At 50.7% G+C, this 19,225-nt stretch carries 8 protein-coding genes; 3 read left to right on the plus strand and 5 right to left on the minus strand.

Annotated features, from left to right (window positions below; translation table 11 throughout):
- Window positions 1-224: 224 nt before the first annotated feature.
- Complete coding sequence (locus tag WHR59_RS04920; RefSeq protein ID WP_338843652.1) at window positions 225-9,317, plus strand: retention module-containing protein; 9,093 nt, start codon at window positions 225-227, stop codon at window positions 9,315-9,317.
- Window positions 9,318-9,379: 62 nt separating this feature from the next.
- Window positions 9,380-9,655, plus strand: a complete 276-nt coding sequence (locus tag WHR59_RS04925) for a hypothetical protein (RefSeq protein WP_075145710.1) — start codon at window positions 9,380-9,382, stop codon at window positions 9,653-9,655.
- An 83-nt stretch (window positions 9,656-9,738) separates the two neighbouring features.
- On the opposite strand, the gene WHR59_RS04930 is transcribed toward WHR59_RS04925, so the two are convergent.
- Genes WHR59_RS04930 through WHR59_RS04950 form a run of 5 tightly spaced genes read right to left on the minus strand, consistent with a single transcriptional unit; the run spans window position 9,739 to window position 16,372 of the window.
- Window positions 9,739-11,673, minus strand: coding sequence for a bifunctional diguanylate cyclase/phosphodiesterase (locus WHR59_RS04930; protein WP_338843653.1), 1,935 nt, complete (start codon window positions 11,671-11,673; stop codon window positions 9,739-9,741).
- Between the two features lie 9 nt (window positions 11,674-11,682).
- Window positions 11,683-12,321, minus strand: a complete 639-nt coding sequence (gene lapG / locus WHR59_RS04935; protein WP_286523623.1) for a cysteine protease LapG — start codon at window positions 12,319-12,321, stop codon at window positions 11,683-11,685.
- A gap of 56 nt (window positions 12,322-12,377) precedes the next feature.
- Complete coding sequence (locus tag WHR59_RS04940; protein WP_233602720.1) at window positions 12,378-13,238, minus strand: transporter substrate-binding domain-containing protein; 861 nt, start codon at window positions 13,236-13,238, stop codon at window positions 12,378-12,380.
- A 16-nt stretch (window positions 13,239-13,254) separates the two neighbouring features.
- Entirely contained in the window at window positions 13,255-14,187 is a 933-nt protein-coding gene (locus WHR59_RS04945; protein ID WP_181231126.1) for a transporter substrate-binding domain-containing protein, read from the minus strand.
- Window positions 14,180-16,372 carry a putative bifunctional diguanylate cyclase/phosphodiesterase gene (locus WHR59_RS04950; protein WP_338843654.1) on the minus strand — a complete coding sequence of 731 codons (2,193 nt, stop codon included), beginning with the start codon at window positions 16,370-16,372 and terminating at the stop codon, window positions 14,180-14,182. Before WHR59_RS04950 ends, WHR59_RS04945 begins: the two co-directional genes overlap by 8 nt.
- Window positions 16,373-16,984: 612 nt before the next feature.
- Here WHR59_RS04950 and WHR59_RS04955 point away from each other — a divergent pair.
- Window positions 16,985-19,177 carry an EAL domain-containing protein gene (locus tag WHR59_RS04955; protein WP_338843655.1) on the plus strand — a complete coding sequence of 731 codons (2,193 nt, stop codon included), beginning with the start codon at window positions 16,985-16,987 and terminating at the stop codon, window positions 19,175-19,177.
- Window positions 19,178-19,225 lie beyond the last annotated feature (48 nt).

The following is a 19,225-nucleotide window of genomic DNA, read 5'->3' on the forward strand; positions in this document are numbered from 1 at the left end:
GGCTGTTATCAGCTATTCGACGACATGTTTTGTCACATCGTGTTTTATTTTTGGTTATTTTTTATTATATTCATTTGCCAGTCAAGTCTCATGTAATTGCATTCAATAAAATGTGTTTTTTTCTACATTGAGATATTAATGTTTACATTAAATTAATGTGATATTTGTTCGTTAATATATTAGCGAGTTTATAAAAATAATGATGATATTTAAGTGAGGTTACGGTGAGCAAATTACTCGGTGTGATCAAAGCAATCATTGGACAGGTTTACGTTGTTGATGCCAATGGCGCACAACGACAGGTTCATGAAGGCGACAGGGTATATAGCGGTGAAGAAATTGTGACCGGCGCCAGCGGCGCGGTAAGTGTCTCTTTACCAGACGGAAAAACGCTGGATATCGGGCGTAACAGCCACTGGGGCGAGCATGGGCTACAGGCCAGCCATAACCCGGAGAGTAGCGCCCAGGATATTGCCGCCGCACAAAAAGCCATTGCCGAAGGCGCTGATCCGACGCAGGTGCTGGAAGCCACCGCTGCAGGTAATGAAGCGCCGATAACATTAGAGGGCGGCGGAGGCGGTCATACTCTGGTGCAGCTTGAATTGACCGGGCAGGTGGTTGATCCGACAGCAGGTTTTAACACTCAAGGTCTCGGTAGTCCGGGCTGGGATATCAATCTGCCGATAGGAGGCGTGACCGCGGGCTCCGCGAATGTTTTCCCGCCAGAAGTGCAAATTACCGAGTTTGCCGGCAACGATGGTTTTATTAACAAAAGCGAATTTCACCAGACCCATTTAAGTGGCACCAGTAATCAAAATCACGTCACGCTTACCTTCAGCGATAGCCAAAAAAACACATTCACCGTAACTGTTCCGGTGAACAACGGGCACTGGAATATTGCTACCGATCTGGCAGGACTGGTACCTGGAAATGTAACAGTGGTGGCAATCGCGACCGATGTGACGGGACGGACGGCGGAAAGTTTTGACCATGCGCTGATTGATATTACTGGACCAAATATCAGCATTAGCGTTGAAAATGTCACGCCGGATAACCTCATAAACTTCGAAGAGTCACGCCAACCGCAAACGTTAATCCACGGGATTGTCGGCGGTGATGCAAGGCCTGGCGATCTCATTTCCTTACTGGTCGATGGCCGGGAATATACCGGCGTTGTTACCGACCCGGGAACAGGGACTCTGACTTATACCATCCCGGTGCTGACTCAGGGATTATTGAATGACCCGAATATTCACGCCACGTTAACCTCTGTCGACGATGCCGGAAACAGCACCACGGTTTCTACCGATCATCACGTCAACAACGATCTGTTTGCGCAAAATGCCGTGACCATTGAAACGGTGGCGAATGATGATGTCGTCAACGCCAATGAGTTTCGTATGCCGACCGTTATTTCAGGCGTTGCCAGCGGTGATGCGAAAGCGGGCGATCCGATAACGCTGACTATTCAGGGCAAAGCGTTTCACGGCACGGTTTTCGACGATCATGGTCAGCTACGCTATGAAATTGTGGTGCCTTCCGCAACCCTGAAGGAAGGTGCGAACGATGTGCAGGTGACGCTGGTCAGCCATGACGCTGTAGGTAATGAAGCCACCGCCGTAACGCATCGCACTGTGGTGCTGGATACTCAGTCACATAACGCGCTGACCATCGACAATGTGACCGACGATAACACCCTGAATCGTGTAGAGCTGTATATGCGTAATCAGGTGATTTCCGGCACAGTGAGTGGCGAAGACGCCAAAGTTGGCGACCCGCTGCAACTGGAGATTAACGGTCATCAGTACCACGCTCAGGTTATCTCCCTTGGCAATAACAGGCTGGGATACCGTGTTGCGGTGAGCTCATCTGACTTTGCAAATAACAGCACGCCGGTTGATGGTAACGTGGAAGTGAAGGTTACAGTCACCTCTCACGATGCGGCGGGCAACCTGGCGATTGCCACCGATACTCACAGCGTACACATTGATAATCTCGCGACTAATCAGGTCAACATTGGCGCGGTAGCGACGGACGATGTGGTCAACGCCATTGAAAACCGTATGACCACGCTGATTAGCGGCGTGGCGGGCGGTGATGCCAAAGCGGGCGACGCGGTTGCTGTTAGCGTGCAGGGGCTTAAATTTGCCGGAACGGTGGTCGATGATAACGGCCAGATGCGTTACGAAGTGGCATTACCGAAAGGGACGCTGCTGGAAGGTAAAAACGATGTGGTGGTGACCCTGGTCAGTCACGATGCGGCAGGTAACGAAGTAACGGCGATCGCGCACCGTACCATCATGCTGGACACTCAGGCGCACAACTCTCTGACAATTAATGATGTAGACAGCGATAACACCCTGAATCGGAGTGAGCTGTTCTCACGTAACCAGGTCATCTCCGGCTTCATCGGCAGCAATGAAGATGCTAAACCTGGCGATCCGGTTCAACTCGAAATTAACGGTCACCAGTACCGCGGGGAGGTTATCGATTTAGGCAACAATACGCTGGGCTACCGTATCACGGTAGACACTTCAGACTTTGCCAACAACAGCGTACCGATTGACGGTAATGTGGAAGTGAAGGTCACGGTTACCTCTCACGATGCGGCGGGTAACCTGGCGATCGCCACCGACACCCACAACGTGCACATTGATAACTTTGCCACCAACCAGGTCAGCATCGACGCGGTAGCGACGGATGACGTAGTCAACGCCATTGAAAACCGCATGGTAACGCTGATTAGCGGTGCAGCCGGCGGTGATGCCAGAGCAGGCGATGTGGTCACTGTTAGCATGTGTGGGCAAAACTATACCGGAACGGTCGTTAATGATAACGGCCAGTTGCGCTATGAAGTTGCACTGCCGAAGACGGCCTTGCTGGAAGGCAAAAATGAGGTGGCGGTAACGCTTGTCAGCCATGATGCGGTGGGGAATGAAGTTACCGCTCTGGCGCATCGCACCATCACGCTGGACACGCAGGCGCATAATACTGTCCGTATACATGACGTCACTGTAGATAATGCGTTGAATTATCAAGAGCTAACGGCGGCTAAACAGACGATTACCGGTTTTGTTGGCGGTGAAGATGCGAAGGTCAACGATCCGGTCCTACTGGAGATAAACGGCCATCAGTACAGCGGTAAGGTGATTGATTTTGGCCGCGGAAAACTGGGGTACAGCATCGATGTAGACTCGTCTGCATTCGCCGATAACAGCGGTCATGTGCTGACGAATGTGAAAATTACCGCAATGGTGACTTCTCATGACGCCGCGGGTAACCTGGCGATCGCGACCGATTCCCATAAAGTTCATATCGATAACTACGCGGAAAACACCCTCAAGATTGACGCAGTGGCGACGGACAATGTGGTCAACGCCAGTGAAAACCGGATGCCCACCATTATTAGTATCGTAGCCGGTGGCGATGCCCGGGAGGGGGATGCGGTAAAAATAAGCGTTCATGGGCAAGACTTTAACGGCACGGTGGTCAACGATAACGGTCAGCTACGCTATGAAGTGGTTCTGCCGCATGGAACCTTGCATGAAGGTAAGAATGCGGTAGTTGCGACCCTGTTGAGCCATGACGCGCTGGGCAACGCAGTGACCAGTGCGTCGCACCGGATTATCACGGTTGATACTCATGCGCAAAACGCTATCTCACTGGATAACATTGCCACGGACAATGTCATCAATTTCCAGGAACTGTCTGCGGCAACACAGCGCATTACCGGCATCGTCGATGGTGAAGATGCGAAAGTTGGCGATCCCATTCAACTGGACGTTAATGGTCATCAGTACGCAAGCCAGGTCATTGACCTTGGTAACGGGCATCTAGGTTACCGCATTGATGTTGACTCATCAGCCTTTGCGAACAATAGCGTCCATGTGTTAACGGATGTCGATGTGCATGTCACTGTCACCTCTCATGATGCGGCGGGTAACCTTGCCATCGCTACCGATAGCCATAAAATTCACATCGATAATTTTGCCAAAAACGAGGTAACGACTGATGTAGTGGCATCGGATGATGTGGTGAACGCCATTGAAAACCGCATGCCGACGCTGATTAGCGGTATCGCGAAAGGTCTGGATGCCAAAGCGGGTGACGTGGTGACTGTTCACGTGCAGGGACATAATCAGGACTTTAGCGGCACGGTGGTTAACGATCACGGCGTTCTGCGCTACGACGTATTTGTTCCAACAGGTGTGTTGCAGGAAGGCAGCAACGACGTGATGGTGACGCTGGTCAGCCACGACGCTGCGGGCAATCAGGCGGTGGCGGTAGAGCATCGAAGCGTTACGCTGGATACGCAAGCGCAAAGCACCGTCACTATTGATAGCGTCACTGATGACAACAACCTTAACCATCTTGAGCTGGATACGCCGATGCAGCTCATCAGCGGTAAGGTCGGCGGTGATGCGCAGGTTGGCGATGCGGTGATCGTAGAAATCAATCACCAGACGTTTAACGGCAAGGTGATTGATCTCGGGGGCGGTCACTTAGGCTATCAGGTCCCGGTCAAATCAACGGCGTTCAGCGATAACAAAGGTAACCAGGATAAAAATGTGACCGTGAGCGTCACGGTTATCTCCCACGATGCGGTTAAAAATGAGGTCATTACCACCGCAACCCATGACGTCCATATTGATAACCATGCCGGGGCCAGAATTACCGTTGATACGGTGGCGGGCGATGACAAGCTCAACGGCGCAGAAGCCGCGAAACACCTCACTGAGGTGATGGGGACGGTTGGGGGCGGCGATGTGCATGTCGGGGATAAAGTTCAGGTTATCGTACATGGACATACCTACGAAACAACCGTTCAGCGACTCCCGGAGCATAACAATGCGCTGGGATATAAGCTGGACGTTCTGAGCCGCGATCTGGTCAAAGACCCGCATATCGTGGCCCGCGTAGTCGGCGAGGATAATGTGCATAATTTCCAGAAAGCGGAGATATCGCACGATCTGGTGGTTGATTTACATGCCAAAGCCATGCTGACGATTGATCCCGTTACTGGCGACAATATGATTAACGGCGATGAATCAAAACAGCCATTAACCTATGTAACCGGGAAAGTGGCTGGGGATGTTCACGTCAATGACGTTGTTTACCTTACCGTGAATGGTCACGTCCTGACGGGGAAAGTGAGTGACGTAGGAGGCGGGGTTCTCGGCTACAGCATTAAAGTCAGTACTGCCGATCTGATCTCCGATCCGCATTTAACCGCGACGGTCAGCACCACCGATGGTGCGGGCAACCCGGCTACGGCCAATGCAGAAACCACCGTTATTATCGATACCCGTGTAGATGCGCAGATAACCATTGACGCCGTGACGCCGGATAATACGCTGAACCTTGCCGAGCAAATGCATGGCTATACGATAGTGAGCGGCTCGGTGAGCGGTGAAGTTCATCCGGGCGATCCGTTCACCATGACCATCAATGGCCACAACTATTCAGGCGTGGTGGAAGATCGTGGCAATCAGCAGATGGGCTTCCATATTCCGGTTGCCACGGCCGATCTGGTTGCCGATCCGCATATCGACGTCACCATGGATATCACGGACGATGCCCTGAACCATGCGCAAATTACAGCGCATCATACGGTTACGCTGGACGCTGAAGCGAAAGCCTCAATCACTATCGATCCGGTAACGGGCGATGATGTATTGAATCAGATTGAATTAGGGCAAACCACGACGATCGTCAGCGGTACGGTCGGTGGCGATGCAAAAATTAATGATGTGGTGCACCTGAATATTGGTGGCCATACGGTTGATGCCACCGTGGTGGACCTGCCAAATCTGGGAACGTTGGGTTACTCCATTAAGGTGGATACGCATTGGCTGCAAAACGATCCGCATATTACTGCAACCATCACCACTACCGATGCGGCAGGTAATAACGCGACGGCAGATGCGCACAGTACCGTGGTCATTGACGACAAGATTGATGCGATTGTACATATTGATCCGATTTTCACCGGTAGCGGTGGGGGGGTGATTAACCACGACGCAGCCCTGAAGCCGCAAACGACGGTTACGGGTACGGTGGGAGGCGATGTCAAAATCGGCGATACCGTTGAGTTGACCATCAATCATCAGATCTACTATGCGCAGGTGGAAGATCACGGCGGCCAGCGGGCTTTCAGCACTAAGGTGTCGACTCTGGATCTGCTTATGGATCCGAAGATTCATGCCGAAGTAACGGCAAAAGATGACGCAGGCAATATTGCACACGGGCACGATGACATGCCTGTGGTGGTTGATACCGTTGCAGATGCCGGGATAACGATTGACTCTGCGTTAAGCTGGCAAGGCATGGCGCTACCCGCTGGAGACCGCCCCGAATTTGTGACGGTAACAGGGCATGTTACCCCAGACGCGAAGCTTAATGATTTGGTTACAGTTGATGTGGGTAACAACACGCACCTGGAAACACATGTTATTACCCTCCCTGATGGGCAATTGGGTTACACGCTGGATATTCTTTTCCAGGACTGGAATAACAACGGCAATATCACTGTCTCCATCACCACCCATGATGATCATGGCAATACGGCGACAGCAGTAGAACATAAATTTATCGATCTTCCGTGGGTAACCAATACCTTTATTCCAGCCAATACTCCTTATGGTATGCACACCCCGTCGACAACAGGTACTGGCACCACACCGCCGCACCAACCGACCGTGCATCTCACCGTTGATAAAGTGGCGGGCGATGACGTTCTCAACCACGATGAAGCGCAAAAAGGAACCACGGCAATCCGAGGTCTGGTCACCGGCGACGTTCAGGCCGGGGACGATGTTATTGTCACCATCAATAATGTGCAGTACTCCGGGCACGTCATGACTATCCCGACGATGCCGGGGCAACTGGCATACGAAGTGGATGTGCCGACGAGTGAACTGCAGGCGAATCCAACGTTTGATGTCTCTGTTACGGCGGGGATTGCGACAGACTTGGTGCAGAAAACCATCACCATCGACACGGATAACCCGCTGCAGATAACGATGGATAAGATTGCCGGTGATGATGTTATCAATGCGGCGGAAGCGCAAAGTGGTAAAACCACCATCAGCGGCACGGTAAGCGGTGAAGGGATCCATGACGGCAGCGTGGTGAGCCTGCAGGTTAATGGCAATACGCTGACCGCGGTAGTACATGATGATAAACACGGTCACTGGGCCTGGTCGACGAAGGTCAGTATCAACGACCTGCATAATGATCCGGATGTTGTCGCGACGGTATTGGCGACGGATGCTCATGGCAATCAGGGCAGTGCCTCCGCCAGCAGCCATGTCGTGGTCGATCTGAGCGCTAATGCTGGCGTGACGATTGATAAAATTGCCGATGACAATGTGCTTAATGCGCAGGAGTCGCAGCAGCATAAGATGACCGTAACGGGGTCGGTCTCAGGAGATGTGCACCCGGGCGATAAGGTGACGCTGACGGTTAACGGCAACCCTTATGCGGCGACTGTCGATAATAATCATCACTATAGCGTGGATATCTACACCCAAGACCTGCTGGCCGATAGCGCCATTGTCGCCACCGTTACAGGATATGACGATCACGGTAACGTGCAGCCAGCCAGTTTCAAGCAGGGCTATTCGATTGATCAAACGGCAGGCGGCAGTGTGACCATCAACACCGTCGGCGGCGACGATATTATCAATGCTGATGAAGTGAAAGGCGGTAGCGTTGAGGTGAGTGGTACGGTGGATGGCGATGTGCATCTCGGTGATAAAGTTGCCATTCTCGTCGATGGCTTCACGGTACATACGCGCGTCATTGAGCTGCCGCATATGAACGGACAGCTGGGCTACAAAGCGATGGTGAGCACGACAGGACTGCAAAACGACCCAACTATCCATGTGAGTGTGCAAGGACAGGATTCGGCGTTGAACCCAATGCATGCCGTGAACGACAAAACGGTCACTATCGACACGCATGTCGATGCCAGCATCGTGCTGAATAAGGTGTCAGTTGATGATGTGCTGAATAATGAGGAAACTCAGCATGCGAAAACCACCATCAGCGGCTATGTGACCGGGGATGTGGACGTCGGCGATCAGGTGACTGTCACGGTTAACGGTAAAGATCTGGTCGCTGATGTGAAAAATAGCGGCGGTCAGAAGGTCTTTAGCGTAGATGCCAGTACGATTGACCTGCTTCACGATCAAAAGATTCTCGCTCACGTTATCGCCCATGACGACGCCGGTAACCGTGATGAAATCCATACCGATAAGACCATTACCATCGACAGGACCGCTGCGGGAACGATGGATATTGATAATGTCACCCAGGATAACGTTCTCAATCATCAGGAACTCCAGGGCGCGACGGTGAGGGTAACCGGGCATCTTGGCGGTGATGTGGATGTGTGGGATTCGATCAAATTAAACATTGGCGGTCAGGAATTTACCGGTTCGGTAGATACGCTGAGCAATGGCGATCGGGTTTATCACGTTGATGTGGACAGTCATGTCATGGAAGTGAACACCACATTTTCGGTGGAGGTCAAAGGCCATGATGCGCCGGGCAATCCGTATTCAAAGACAACGTCCCACAGCTATTCGGTTGATCAACAGGCAGACGCCACGCTTATCGTCGATAAAGTTACCGGGGATAACCATATCTCACGCGCGGAATCACAGCATACCGTCACGCATATTACCGGCAGCGTGAGCGGTGATGTGCATGATGGCGAGCATATTAAAGCGCTGGTAAATGGTCACCAGTACGATGCCATTCTTCATCAGGGCAATAATGGGCTGACCTATGACATTGAGGCCGATACCTCCGCATTCCGTGCAGGTCATAACCGGGTAAACGTATTGGTTGAGGCGCATGATGACCACGGCAATACTACGCCTTATAGCCAAACGCTGAACGTGACGATGGACGATCCCACGCCAGTGAAAGGACATACGGTGGATAAAGGGAATCATGCTGCGATGCAACATGCGCTGCATAACCTGTTCGATGACAATGCATTGTCTCTGTCTTACGCGCCAGCAGCAACCGGGCACGGCCAGGCGACAGCCGTGCTAAGCGCTGACGATAAGGCGAAGGGCGTACTCGAAAAAGTCGATCTCAGCGATCTGGCGCGCGAACTGCATGAAGGCGTAGATATTGCGAAGTACATTCAAAGCGGCGGCGATCATCACTTGATCGCCAGTCCGGCAAAAGTGGCGCATGGAATAGATACCGCGCTGTCTGGTCCGGCAAGTAGCGAGATGCATTCTCCGACCTACTCGTTAGATCACCTGATTGCTAAACCCGATCAAAACCACACCCACTAACGATTGCCTGCTGCCCTGCGTAAACAGGGCAGCAGCATCTTGCAAAATGAAAAGGCATTGATATGAATTCTGATTCATCTGCTGCAAACGTGCAGGCAGAAGGCGGGGCAAAAAGCCCGGAAAATGGCAACCAGCAGGCTTTAGCGACGTTGCAAAAAAGCGACCTCGAGATGGTGCGCGTGCTCGACGATCTGATTTACCTGTTGATGCGTAAAGGCGTGATTGCCATTACCGATCTCCCGCCGATGGCGCAGGTTAAATTATTGAATCGTGCGAATGCGCGCCAGGAACTTGGCGGGTTAGAACAACTACTAGGCGGTGATGATCGTATTTTTTAGCTGACGCAGGCAGTGAGTTTGTTGGCCGGATAAGCGAAGCGCCATCCGGCAATATACAAGCGTCTCAAGACTGCCTGCTTTTATCACAGCGGCGCGGGTTCACCTAATAATTGGCCCATTGCGCCATCAATCCCTAACTCCTGCAATACCTTCAGTTCGCCTTGTGTTTCAACCCGTTCGGCAATGAGCGGCAAGTCAATACTGCGCGTGGCGCTGCATAACACTTCAATAAATAAACGCTTATCGTTTTCTTCATCAATATTGCGGATATACCTGCTGTCGATTTTCAGGTAAGCAAGTCCCCACTGTGACAGATGGCCGATCATATCGAAACGACTACCGAAGTGTTGCAGACCCAGCGCGCAGCGGTGCTGACTGACGGCTTTAACAAACGCCGCCATTTGATAAGGGCCTGGCAGTTGGTTCTCATCGAGTTCCAGAATCAACTGACTGGCTAATTTCGGTGAATAGCGCAGTGGAGTGAGTAGGTCAGCAATGGCGGTCGCACTGGCGACAGAGCTCCCGGAGATACTCAATGCCAATTTTCCGGGCGCGGTTTTCAACTGATTCAACGTCAGTTTCAGCATCACTTTATCGAGGCGTTGGCTCCAGCCAAAGCGGTGGATCCACGGCAGGAATCGACCGGCGGTAAGGGTATTACCTTGTTCATCAATGATGCGCGACAGCACCTTGTAATGCAGAATTTTGTCGGGCTGGCGGCAATCGACCACCGGCTGATAAACCAACTGGAACTGCTGGTTTTCCAGCGCATGCTCCAGACGAACAAACCACAAATGCTGATCTTCTGTACTCGCAGGTACCTCTGCGGTGGGAACGACCTGATGATCGGTGCGCGTTTCGGCTTCTACCAGCAGGCGATCGGCCTGAATCAGCAATGACTGGGCGTTATCCCCGGCGCTAAACGGTACCATGCTGGTGTAGGCCACCGGCTGTTGGTCTGACATCCCGGTGGCGTAAAAGGCCGTCAGCTTTTGGCCGAGCGAATGGGACAAGTCCAGCATTTCACCGTGGGTCACGCCAGGACATAGCAGGGCAAACTCACCGCCGCGAATGCGGGCCAGCGTACTGTCGAGAGAGGCATATTTTTCTTTATGCGCGTTCAGCAGGTTGGCGATATTGAGCAACAGCTTATCGGTATGCGGCCCGCCAAAACGCTGATTCAGACCGCCCAAATCCTGAACGCGGACCAGCAACAGATATCCCGGCGCGGTATCGGCGTCGCTTAGCCGCGCCTGAAGCTGCATATCGAACGCCCGGCGGTTGGCAATTCCAGTCTGGCTGTCGAGATAAGCCTCATTGTGCAGACGTTCGCTGTAGATAGCTTGTTCTTCAAATAACGACTTGAGCTTCGCAGCCATCAAATTCATAGCGCCCACAACGCGGCGCAATTCTGGCGTTTTTGGCAACTCGTGGAGCGTCAGAAACTCGCGGCGGGTAATCGCTTCCGACTGCTTTGCCAGATAATTGAGCGGGCGTAGCAGCTTGCGCAGCAGTAGACTACCGGCGATTAAGCAGGCGAGGCTGCAGGACAGCATCCACAACAGATTACCCAGGGTATTGTCCCACAGACGCTGTACGGCAAAGATAGGATCGCTGGTCACTTCAACCCGTGCAGCCTGCTGCCAGCCGCGCATAATCGTTGCCTCACCGGTTTGCGGAGTGACATCCACCAGATCAACGAACCAGCCGGGGACGTCGGGAATAGATGTCGCAGCGCTGCGCTCAAGCATCATTTTGCCGTTTGCCAGGTCGACGATGCGGATTTTTTTGTAGTAACCGCTATCGAAAATAGAGCTCACCATCAGCTCGATCATTGCCGGGTCGTTGACGTTGGGCGTCAGCGAAACGCCCAGCGCCGTTGCCGCATCCTGGGCATGTGAAAGAAGTTGGTTATTGGATTGATTGCGGGAACTCTCCAGCGTCACAATAAAATTGCCGCTGAATACAACCATCATAAAGAGAGAGATTGCCAGAAGTAACTGTTTAAAAAGAGACACGGGCGATTCCTATTTATCCATCGGGAAGCCTTCTTCCCGCATTTTGGTGAAAACTTGCTGCCAGCGAGATAGCCTTTTGCTGTCCCCAACACGTTTATTGTTCTGATTGCCGGGAAGCCAAAGGCCAGTGTTGTTAAAGGAGTAGACGGGTAATAAATCCATGCGCTGCGTAGCAGGTGAAATAGTGCTGGTCAGGCTGTCGAGCACCAGAGGAATCGCCTCAGGGGTGGCGTACCAGGTCAGCACCATGTGCGCGCGGTTTAAGCGCAGGGCTTTAACGTAAGTGATGCGTAGCTTGTCTTCGGAGACGCCCAACTGGCGGAGGGTGAAATATTTGGCGATCGCGTAGTCTTCACAATCCGCTTCACCTTTGCGCAGCGACTCAATGGGAGTGGCCCAGTAATCCACGCTGTGCCAGGCATCAATGTCTTCGGTATAACGGATTTTATCGTTAAAGAATTGATTTACGGCGCGTAATTGCGTTTGCTCGTCGGCACTGCGCAACGTAAGCAAAAGCTGTTGCCAGGCGCGGATCCGTTGTTGCGCCTCTGGCGTTGCCGGGCCGTAAAGCGCATCAGAATTCTGCTGAATACTGGCAAAATCCCAGGCCGCACGTAGCGAATGGACCGATAGCAGCAACAGCAGCATCCCGGGGATTTTCCACAGGCGAAGCAGGCGGTGGCGTAAGCTGTTGCTGATAATGTTCAATGGTTATGCTGGCAACTGCCTGGCGATGGATTTTTCATCTTTTCGCAGGTCCAGGGAGACAACCACTTTTTGCGTAATTGCATATTGGTCGGCGAGGCAAAAAAGTCCTTCAGCGTACCGTTAACAAACGCCACAAACTGCGGATCGTTTTTCCTCATCATAATGGCATAGTGCATATCGTTACCGATGCTCTGTGCTGAGACGCTGAACAGTTCGGGTTGCTCGCTATGATTAATCAGCGGCCAGGCGAGAATATCATCAACAAAGAACGCGGCGGATTCATTATGCGCCATCTTCTCAAATGCACCCTTTATGGTAGTGCTGGTAATCGTTGAAATATTAAGATGTTGCTCTCTGTTTGCTTTATTAAATTCCAGCAAATCTTTTGAGCTTCCGGTCAGACTCACCGTGCGTCCTTTAAGATCGGCAATTGACTGGATATTATTTTTACGCAAAGAGATGATGCGCATCTTTGCGGTGTAATAGTTGTCAGAAAACGACACGCTGGAGGTTCGCTCCGGCGCATTGGTATTTACGCCACAGTCCATATCAATTTTACGCGTGTTTAATGCGGAGAAGCGTTCGGCAAAATTCACGGGAATATAATGAATGGTTAATTTGTTGAGCTTCAGATATTGGCGTAACTTATCGGCAATCATGTTACATACCGCGATGGTATACCCCGTGACCTTGCCACTGTTGTCTGTAAAAGAGAACGGCGGCAGCTGGCGATAACCCACGTTTAGCACGCTGCTGTTCTGAATGTGGTCGAGCGTCGCAGCGTTCTGTTGCGCCATCAGCGCGGGGGAAATGACGATGCCTGCCAGTAACAACAGCCATTGCACCGTGCGCTTCATCTTTGTCATCTCACGATTAATTATATTTTTCATAATCAAAACTGATCTTCTTTTTAGCTGCGGTTAATGCTTTCAGGTTGTCTGACATGGGGATGTTTAAATTAATAGCTTGCGGGGCAATGGGAGACAGAAACCATTTATTGTACAGCGCAGTAAATTCGTTGCTGGTCATCAGGGAAGAAAGCGTGGCATCAACGAATTCTTTAAATTCTTTATCGTGTAACGGCAGTAACAAGCCTGCCGGTAGTGGAGCGCTAAGCGCAATGTTGGAAAGTTCATAGTCTTCAGGGTTAGGCGTTTGCGCAATCATCCCTTTCAGTAAAACGGTGCTGGAGATCAGCGCAGAATACTCGCCGTTCTTCAGTTCATTGAAGGCTGTAATGTTATTGGTATCGAGCTGAATATTAATATCCAGGTCATTAGCGGCATTCACTTTTTGCAGTTGTTCAACGTAAATCGTACCGCTTTTTACCAGCACACTATGTCCCGAAAGTTCTGCCAGACTGTCATTACTTTCATTTTTACGCATCACAAAGCGGGTGCTTGAAAAGTAAAACGGCAGTGAAAATTCGCTAATAGTGTGGCGACTTTTCGAATAAAAGGCAGGTATACACATGATGTCTGCCATGTGGTTTTTAATCAGTACAAACTGCGATGCTGAATTGGCTTTTACCCACTTTACATTCAGCTTTTTAAGCTGAAGTTTTGTCTTGAGCGCGCTGACGATACTGTTGCAGATATCGATAGAGTAACCCGCAGGGCGGTTGCCGTTCTGCCAGGAAAAAGGAAACGCATCATCCTGATAACCAAGGGTAATGGTTTTTGTAGTCGCGATCTGCTCCAGCGTGTGCAGTTGCAACTGAGTTCCCGCTAAGCATGGCGTAGCCCCAACCATCAGCAGGGCAACCGCCATCAGCATGCGTTTTGCCAGGCGCAAGATGTCAGACATGGCACAGTCCTTCTTCACTGACCTCTGCGGCAAACGCGGCAAGTACCTCACGTTCACGCAGCGGATAGCTAAAGAAATAGCCCTGTACATTCTGGCATTCAATGGCGCGCAAAATGTCGCGCTGCTGTGCGGTTTCCACCCCTTCAGCGGTAACCGACATATTGTATTTATGGGCAAACTGAATCAGCATCACAATCAAATACTGGCTGGCATTATCCTGCTGGAGCTTATCGACCAACGTGCGCGCGATCTTGATACGCGTGAAGGGATAGATCAGCAGATAGTCCAGCGCCGCGTAGCCGGTTCCTAAATCGTCCATCGCGATTTCGATACCCAGAGAACGGATCTCTTTCAGTACGGGTAAGGCGATCGATTTATCCAGTTTTTCTGATTCGGTGATTTCTATTTCCAGGCGTTCCGCTGAGATCTGGCTGATGCGTAACGCATCTTTAATCACGTCAACCAGTCCGGGGCTGTGCAACTGGTAGGCCGAGATATTAACGGCAACTCTGACATGCTCTGGCCATTTGGCTGCGGCTTCGCAGGACTGGCGAATAATCCATTCGCCTAAACGCACAATCAGGCCGGAGCTTTCGGCGATATTGATAAAATAATCGGGATAAATCAGCCCCTTAGTGGGGTGATTCCAGCGGATCAGCGATTCGTAGCCATAAACGCTTTCATCTTGCAGATTAATAATCGGCTGGTAATGAAGTTCGAACTCCTTGTTATCAATACCATCGATAATTTCCTGATTAATGAACAGGCTGTGGGTTTGCATCATCACCATGCCGTCTTCGAAGAAGTGGAAGCAACCCCGGCCATGATGTTTAGACGCGTACATGGCAAGGTCGGCATTGATCATGAGCGTTGAGGTAGTATTCCCCTGCCTGGGCGCGGTGGTAATACCGATGCTACAGCTGATAGAAAAAGTATGAGAACTCCAGGTAAACGGGGTGCTCAGCGCGCGGATGATACGCTTCGCCAGCCGATTCGCTTCTTTGATGGCGTTGTCGTCGACATGTTGCAGGATGGCGAATTCATCACCGCCCAGACGCGCCGCAATATCGTTGGGACCCAGCAATAACTGCAGACGTTGGGCAACGCTGATTAACAGTTCATCGCCCGCTTTATGGCCGAAGGTGTCGTTCACCGGCTTGAAGTTGTCGAGGTCAATCAATAGCAGATTGAACGCTCTGTCCTCCAGATGCAGTTCACTGACGCGCTTATCCAACGCCTGGCCGAACGAAACGCGGTTGGGTAATCCGGTGAGTGAATCATGATGGGCCATATGCTCCATCTTCTGCGACATTTCATGCATGCGTTGCAGATAGCCACGCTCTTTCATCGCGACGCGCAGTTTTTCAATAGCCCCGGCCAGATGCCCAATTTCGTCGTCCTGATCAAGATAGGGGGTTATGCAATCCGTCTCTTCATGGGCGATGCGGGTGAGGGAGTTTATCAGCAGCGGAACAGGACGGAACAGGCGGCGCATAAACATTGTGACCAGGGCCAGCGTCACCAGTAAAATCAGAACAAAAATGATACTGCTCTTTTTAAGCATCGCGTCGTAGGTGGCATACAACTCGCTTTTTTTACCGATGCTGCTTATCAGGCTCCCGAGGATCTCACCAGAAGGCGTCAAAATAGGTACGGCGCTGATAAAGCACTCTTCGCCATTAATCTGGGCGAAACCAACATAGTAATTGACCAGCACATCGCGCGGCAGTCGGCCTGAGAAGGAGATAATCCCTTCGCCATCTTCTGATTTGTTATTGATGCCAACGAAACCTTTCTCCGGCGTATAGAGAAACAGCCAGGTGGGGCTGTGCGTCTGAACTGACGCCAGCGCCAGGACGTCTACCGGGTTATAACCGGTTTGCAGGATGGAGTCGGTATCGCCAATCTGTCTGTCGGAGACGATGCGGGATATCTGCCCCGCATCGCTGGTCTCAACCGAAACGGTGGTATACACGCTACGGATGATGTAGGTCATAATCTGCGCATTTGCTTCAGCTCGCTGTACCCACTGCTGATAAGAAAAGTTGTCTATCAGGCTCCAGTTAGTAAAGGCGCCAGCGCTAAAAGCAATAACGATACCCGCCAGCAAGAACTGCGTTATTTTGCCAGTGATGGAATGTTGCCACCCTTTTATTGCTTTAAGGGAAAACAGAGACTTTGCCACGGATTATGTTAATTCCTGAAAAGATTACGCGATACTAAATTTAATTTCTGTTATTACTTAATGGAATATTATTGTTGCAAACAAGTAGATGAAAGATGTGAAACGTAATGACGTAACAAATAACTAACATTGAACCATGGTGAGTAATGACAAAAATAACGGTATGCGAATATAGATAACGCTGCTCTTTTCGTCAACAAGCAAAAGTGTACATAAAAATACATTTTTCGTTATGCCCTCGACAACATATTAATGTTGACATTAATGCTGTCCGCGAAGCTTTTTTGTGCACACTGGTTGGAGGTGCTAATGGCTTATCACTGGAGTTCTTGTTTTTTTACGTGGCATCAATGAATTAGATTTTATTTTATCAGGGAAGGACGTGGCGTTATCCCTGCGGGATGTCCATTTTTGTCTATAAATGGGTATTTATTTCCTGATTTGATATGAATAAGATGCTCACTTAAATATAGAACCTTATTTTATTTTCTCAGTGCGCGGTCAATGTTGACAATTTTGCTATGGTGCATCGACTGACCCAAAAGGATTTGTTTGTGACATTCGAGTCTGGATTAAAGTCCTATTGGTATAGTGCATAGCGGATAAATTGATTTGGACGCAATAATAAATACAAACACGGTAAAAAACATTCGGGAATGGTGTCTGCCACTTGCGTTACCTGGCCTTTTTTACCCGCTGGCACAATATCTTAACGGTTACAGTATTATCAATAATACTATTTTAACAGTTTACGATCTCCGGCTGGCCGTATTTTCTGCTGCATTAGTCTTGTTTGGTTTTCGGGTGATACCGGGATTTGTTCTGTTCCTTACCGTCATGTTTGCGATCGGCCCGCAAAACCAACGGGTAGATGCGTTGTGCCTGATCGTGGCTTCCACCTTAAGCTACGCCGCTTACCGCAGAGTCACGGGCAGACGCAGTTGCGTTAGCTTTGGTCGTATCAAAATCAGCCTTAATCGTCTGGTCTGGCTGTGTGGCTATAACGTCCTGCTGTATCTGGTGTTGGGTAAAATCTTTGCCATATTTGTCACCCATGGTCAACGCCCGGATGTGGATAACTTTCCGGCGTTAAGTCTGGGTATGCTGGTACGCGTTCAGGGGAGCATCAACGGCTGTCTGACGGGTATCCCTTTATTTTACAAGATATATCGAATCATCCGTCGACCATCTTTCCTGCTGACTTTCTGGCGGGCAATTGCTGCACAATGTAAAGGCAATATCAGCGCCTTTGGCGCTATTTCATGGTGTGCCTTACTCTTTGTGTTGATGTTCTTTTTAACATCACCGGACAATCTGAACGTCTTTTTCTCTCTCTATAGCCTGATCTTGCTGTTCCCGTTAATGCTGTGGGGATCCATTAAAATTGGTCATTTGTTCACCATGCTGGTGTGGACCATCGTGGTAATCGTTTTAGGCAAACATAACGACAGCTATCTCGCCAGCGATGTGGACTTCATTCAGCATCAGGCGCTGGTTTCAACGTTGATCTTTGTCTTTACGCTTACCATCGTGATCATGGGAGTGCTGGCCAAATTTACCCGCCAGCGATTTAACCAGGCGCTTCTGCTCGGCCTGACCGATCCGATGACGGGTATGGCGAATCTGCGTGCGCTGAAGACGGAGCTGTTTACGACTGAGCACGCGACGGTGTGCCTGATACAAATTCCGGAGCTGGAGCTGTTTTCGCGCCGCTATGGCTTTCATTTTCGCGCCCGCTATCAGAAGATCCTCGCCGACCATCTGCGCCAACACCTGGTTAAAAGCGAGAAAGTCTATTACCACGCGGGTTACGATCTGCTGATTCGGCTTGAAAATAGTACCTGGGAACGGCTATGCGACTTGTACCAGGCGGCCAATAGTTTTCGGCTTTTTTACAATAACCATCGGCTGGGTTTTCGCAGCGGTTTGGGCTATTGCCTGATTAACGATCTCAGTGATGACATTTATCAGTTGGTGGGGAAGCTGGGCATGGTGGCGGGTTTATCGCTGACCAACGGCAGGCCGGAAAACATTGAGGCGCAGCATAGCCGGATCCTCGGCAACCACATTGTCGATAAAACGGAAATTCGCACTGCGCTGCAAAATGCGCTGGATAACAACACGTTTGTGCTGATGGCGCAGCCAATCGTCAGTACCAATGGTGAAGCGCCGTATCATGAAATATTGATCCGCATGCTCAACGAACGGGGGGAATTTATTCCTCCGAACAGCTTTCTGCCGGTTGCCCATGATGCGGGGCTGGCGCCTGATATCGATCTCTGGGTTATCGAAAATACCCTGAAATTTATGCGTAACCATCCGCAGCGCTGTTTTTCCATCAACCTGGCGCCGGTGACGGTATGTCGCTCCAATATTATCGCGAAGCTCACCCAGCTCCTGCACGATTACGCGGTCGAGCCGCAGCGGATTATTTTTGAGATAACGGAAGCCGATACGCTTTCAGACAAAGAGCAAACCGTGGAAACGCTTCGTTTAATACGCCAGCTGGGATGTCGGGTAGCCATTGATGACTTTGGTACCGGGTTTGCCAGTCATGCCCGCCTGATGAATATCGAAGCAGATATTCTGAAGATCGATGGCTCTTTTATTCGACGGATCACCGAAAGTGAAATCAGCTATTACATCGTCGAGTCATTCTGCCGCGTTGCCGAAATGAAAAATATGCAGGTTGTCGCCGAGTTTGTTGAAAACGCTACGATTCAGGCGTGTCTGGAAAAAATGGATGTGGGGTGGTTACAGGGATATCACATTGGCAAGCCTACGCCGCTGCTTTCGCTGGAATAAGCAGAGCGCGAACTTCTTATGACCAAAAAGAGTCATTTCTTCTCAGGT

It is taken from the genome of Citrobacter europaeus (assembly GCF_037482245.1).
Taxonomy (GTDB): Bacteria; Pseudomonadota; Gammaproteobacteria; order Enterobacterales; family Enterobacteriaceae; genus Citrobacter; species Citrobacter europaeus.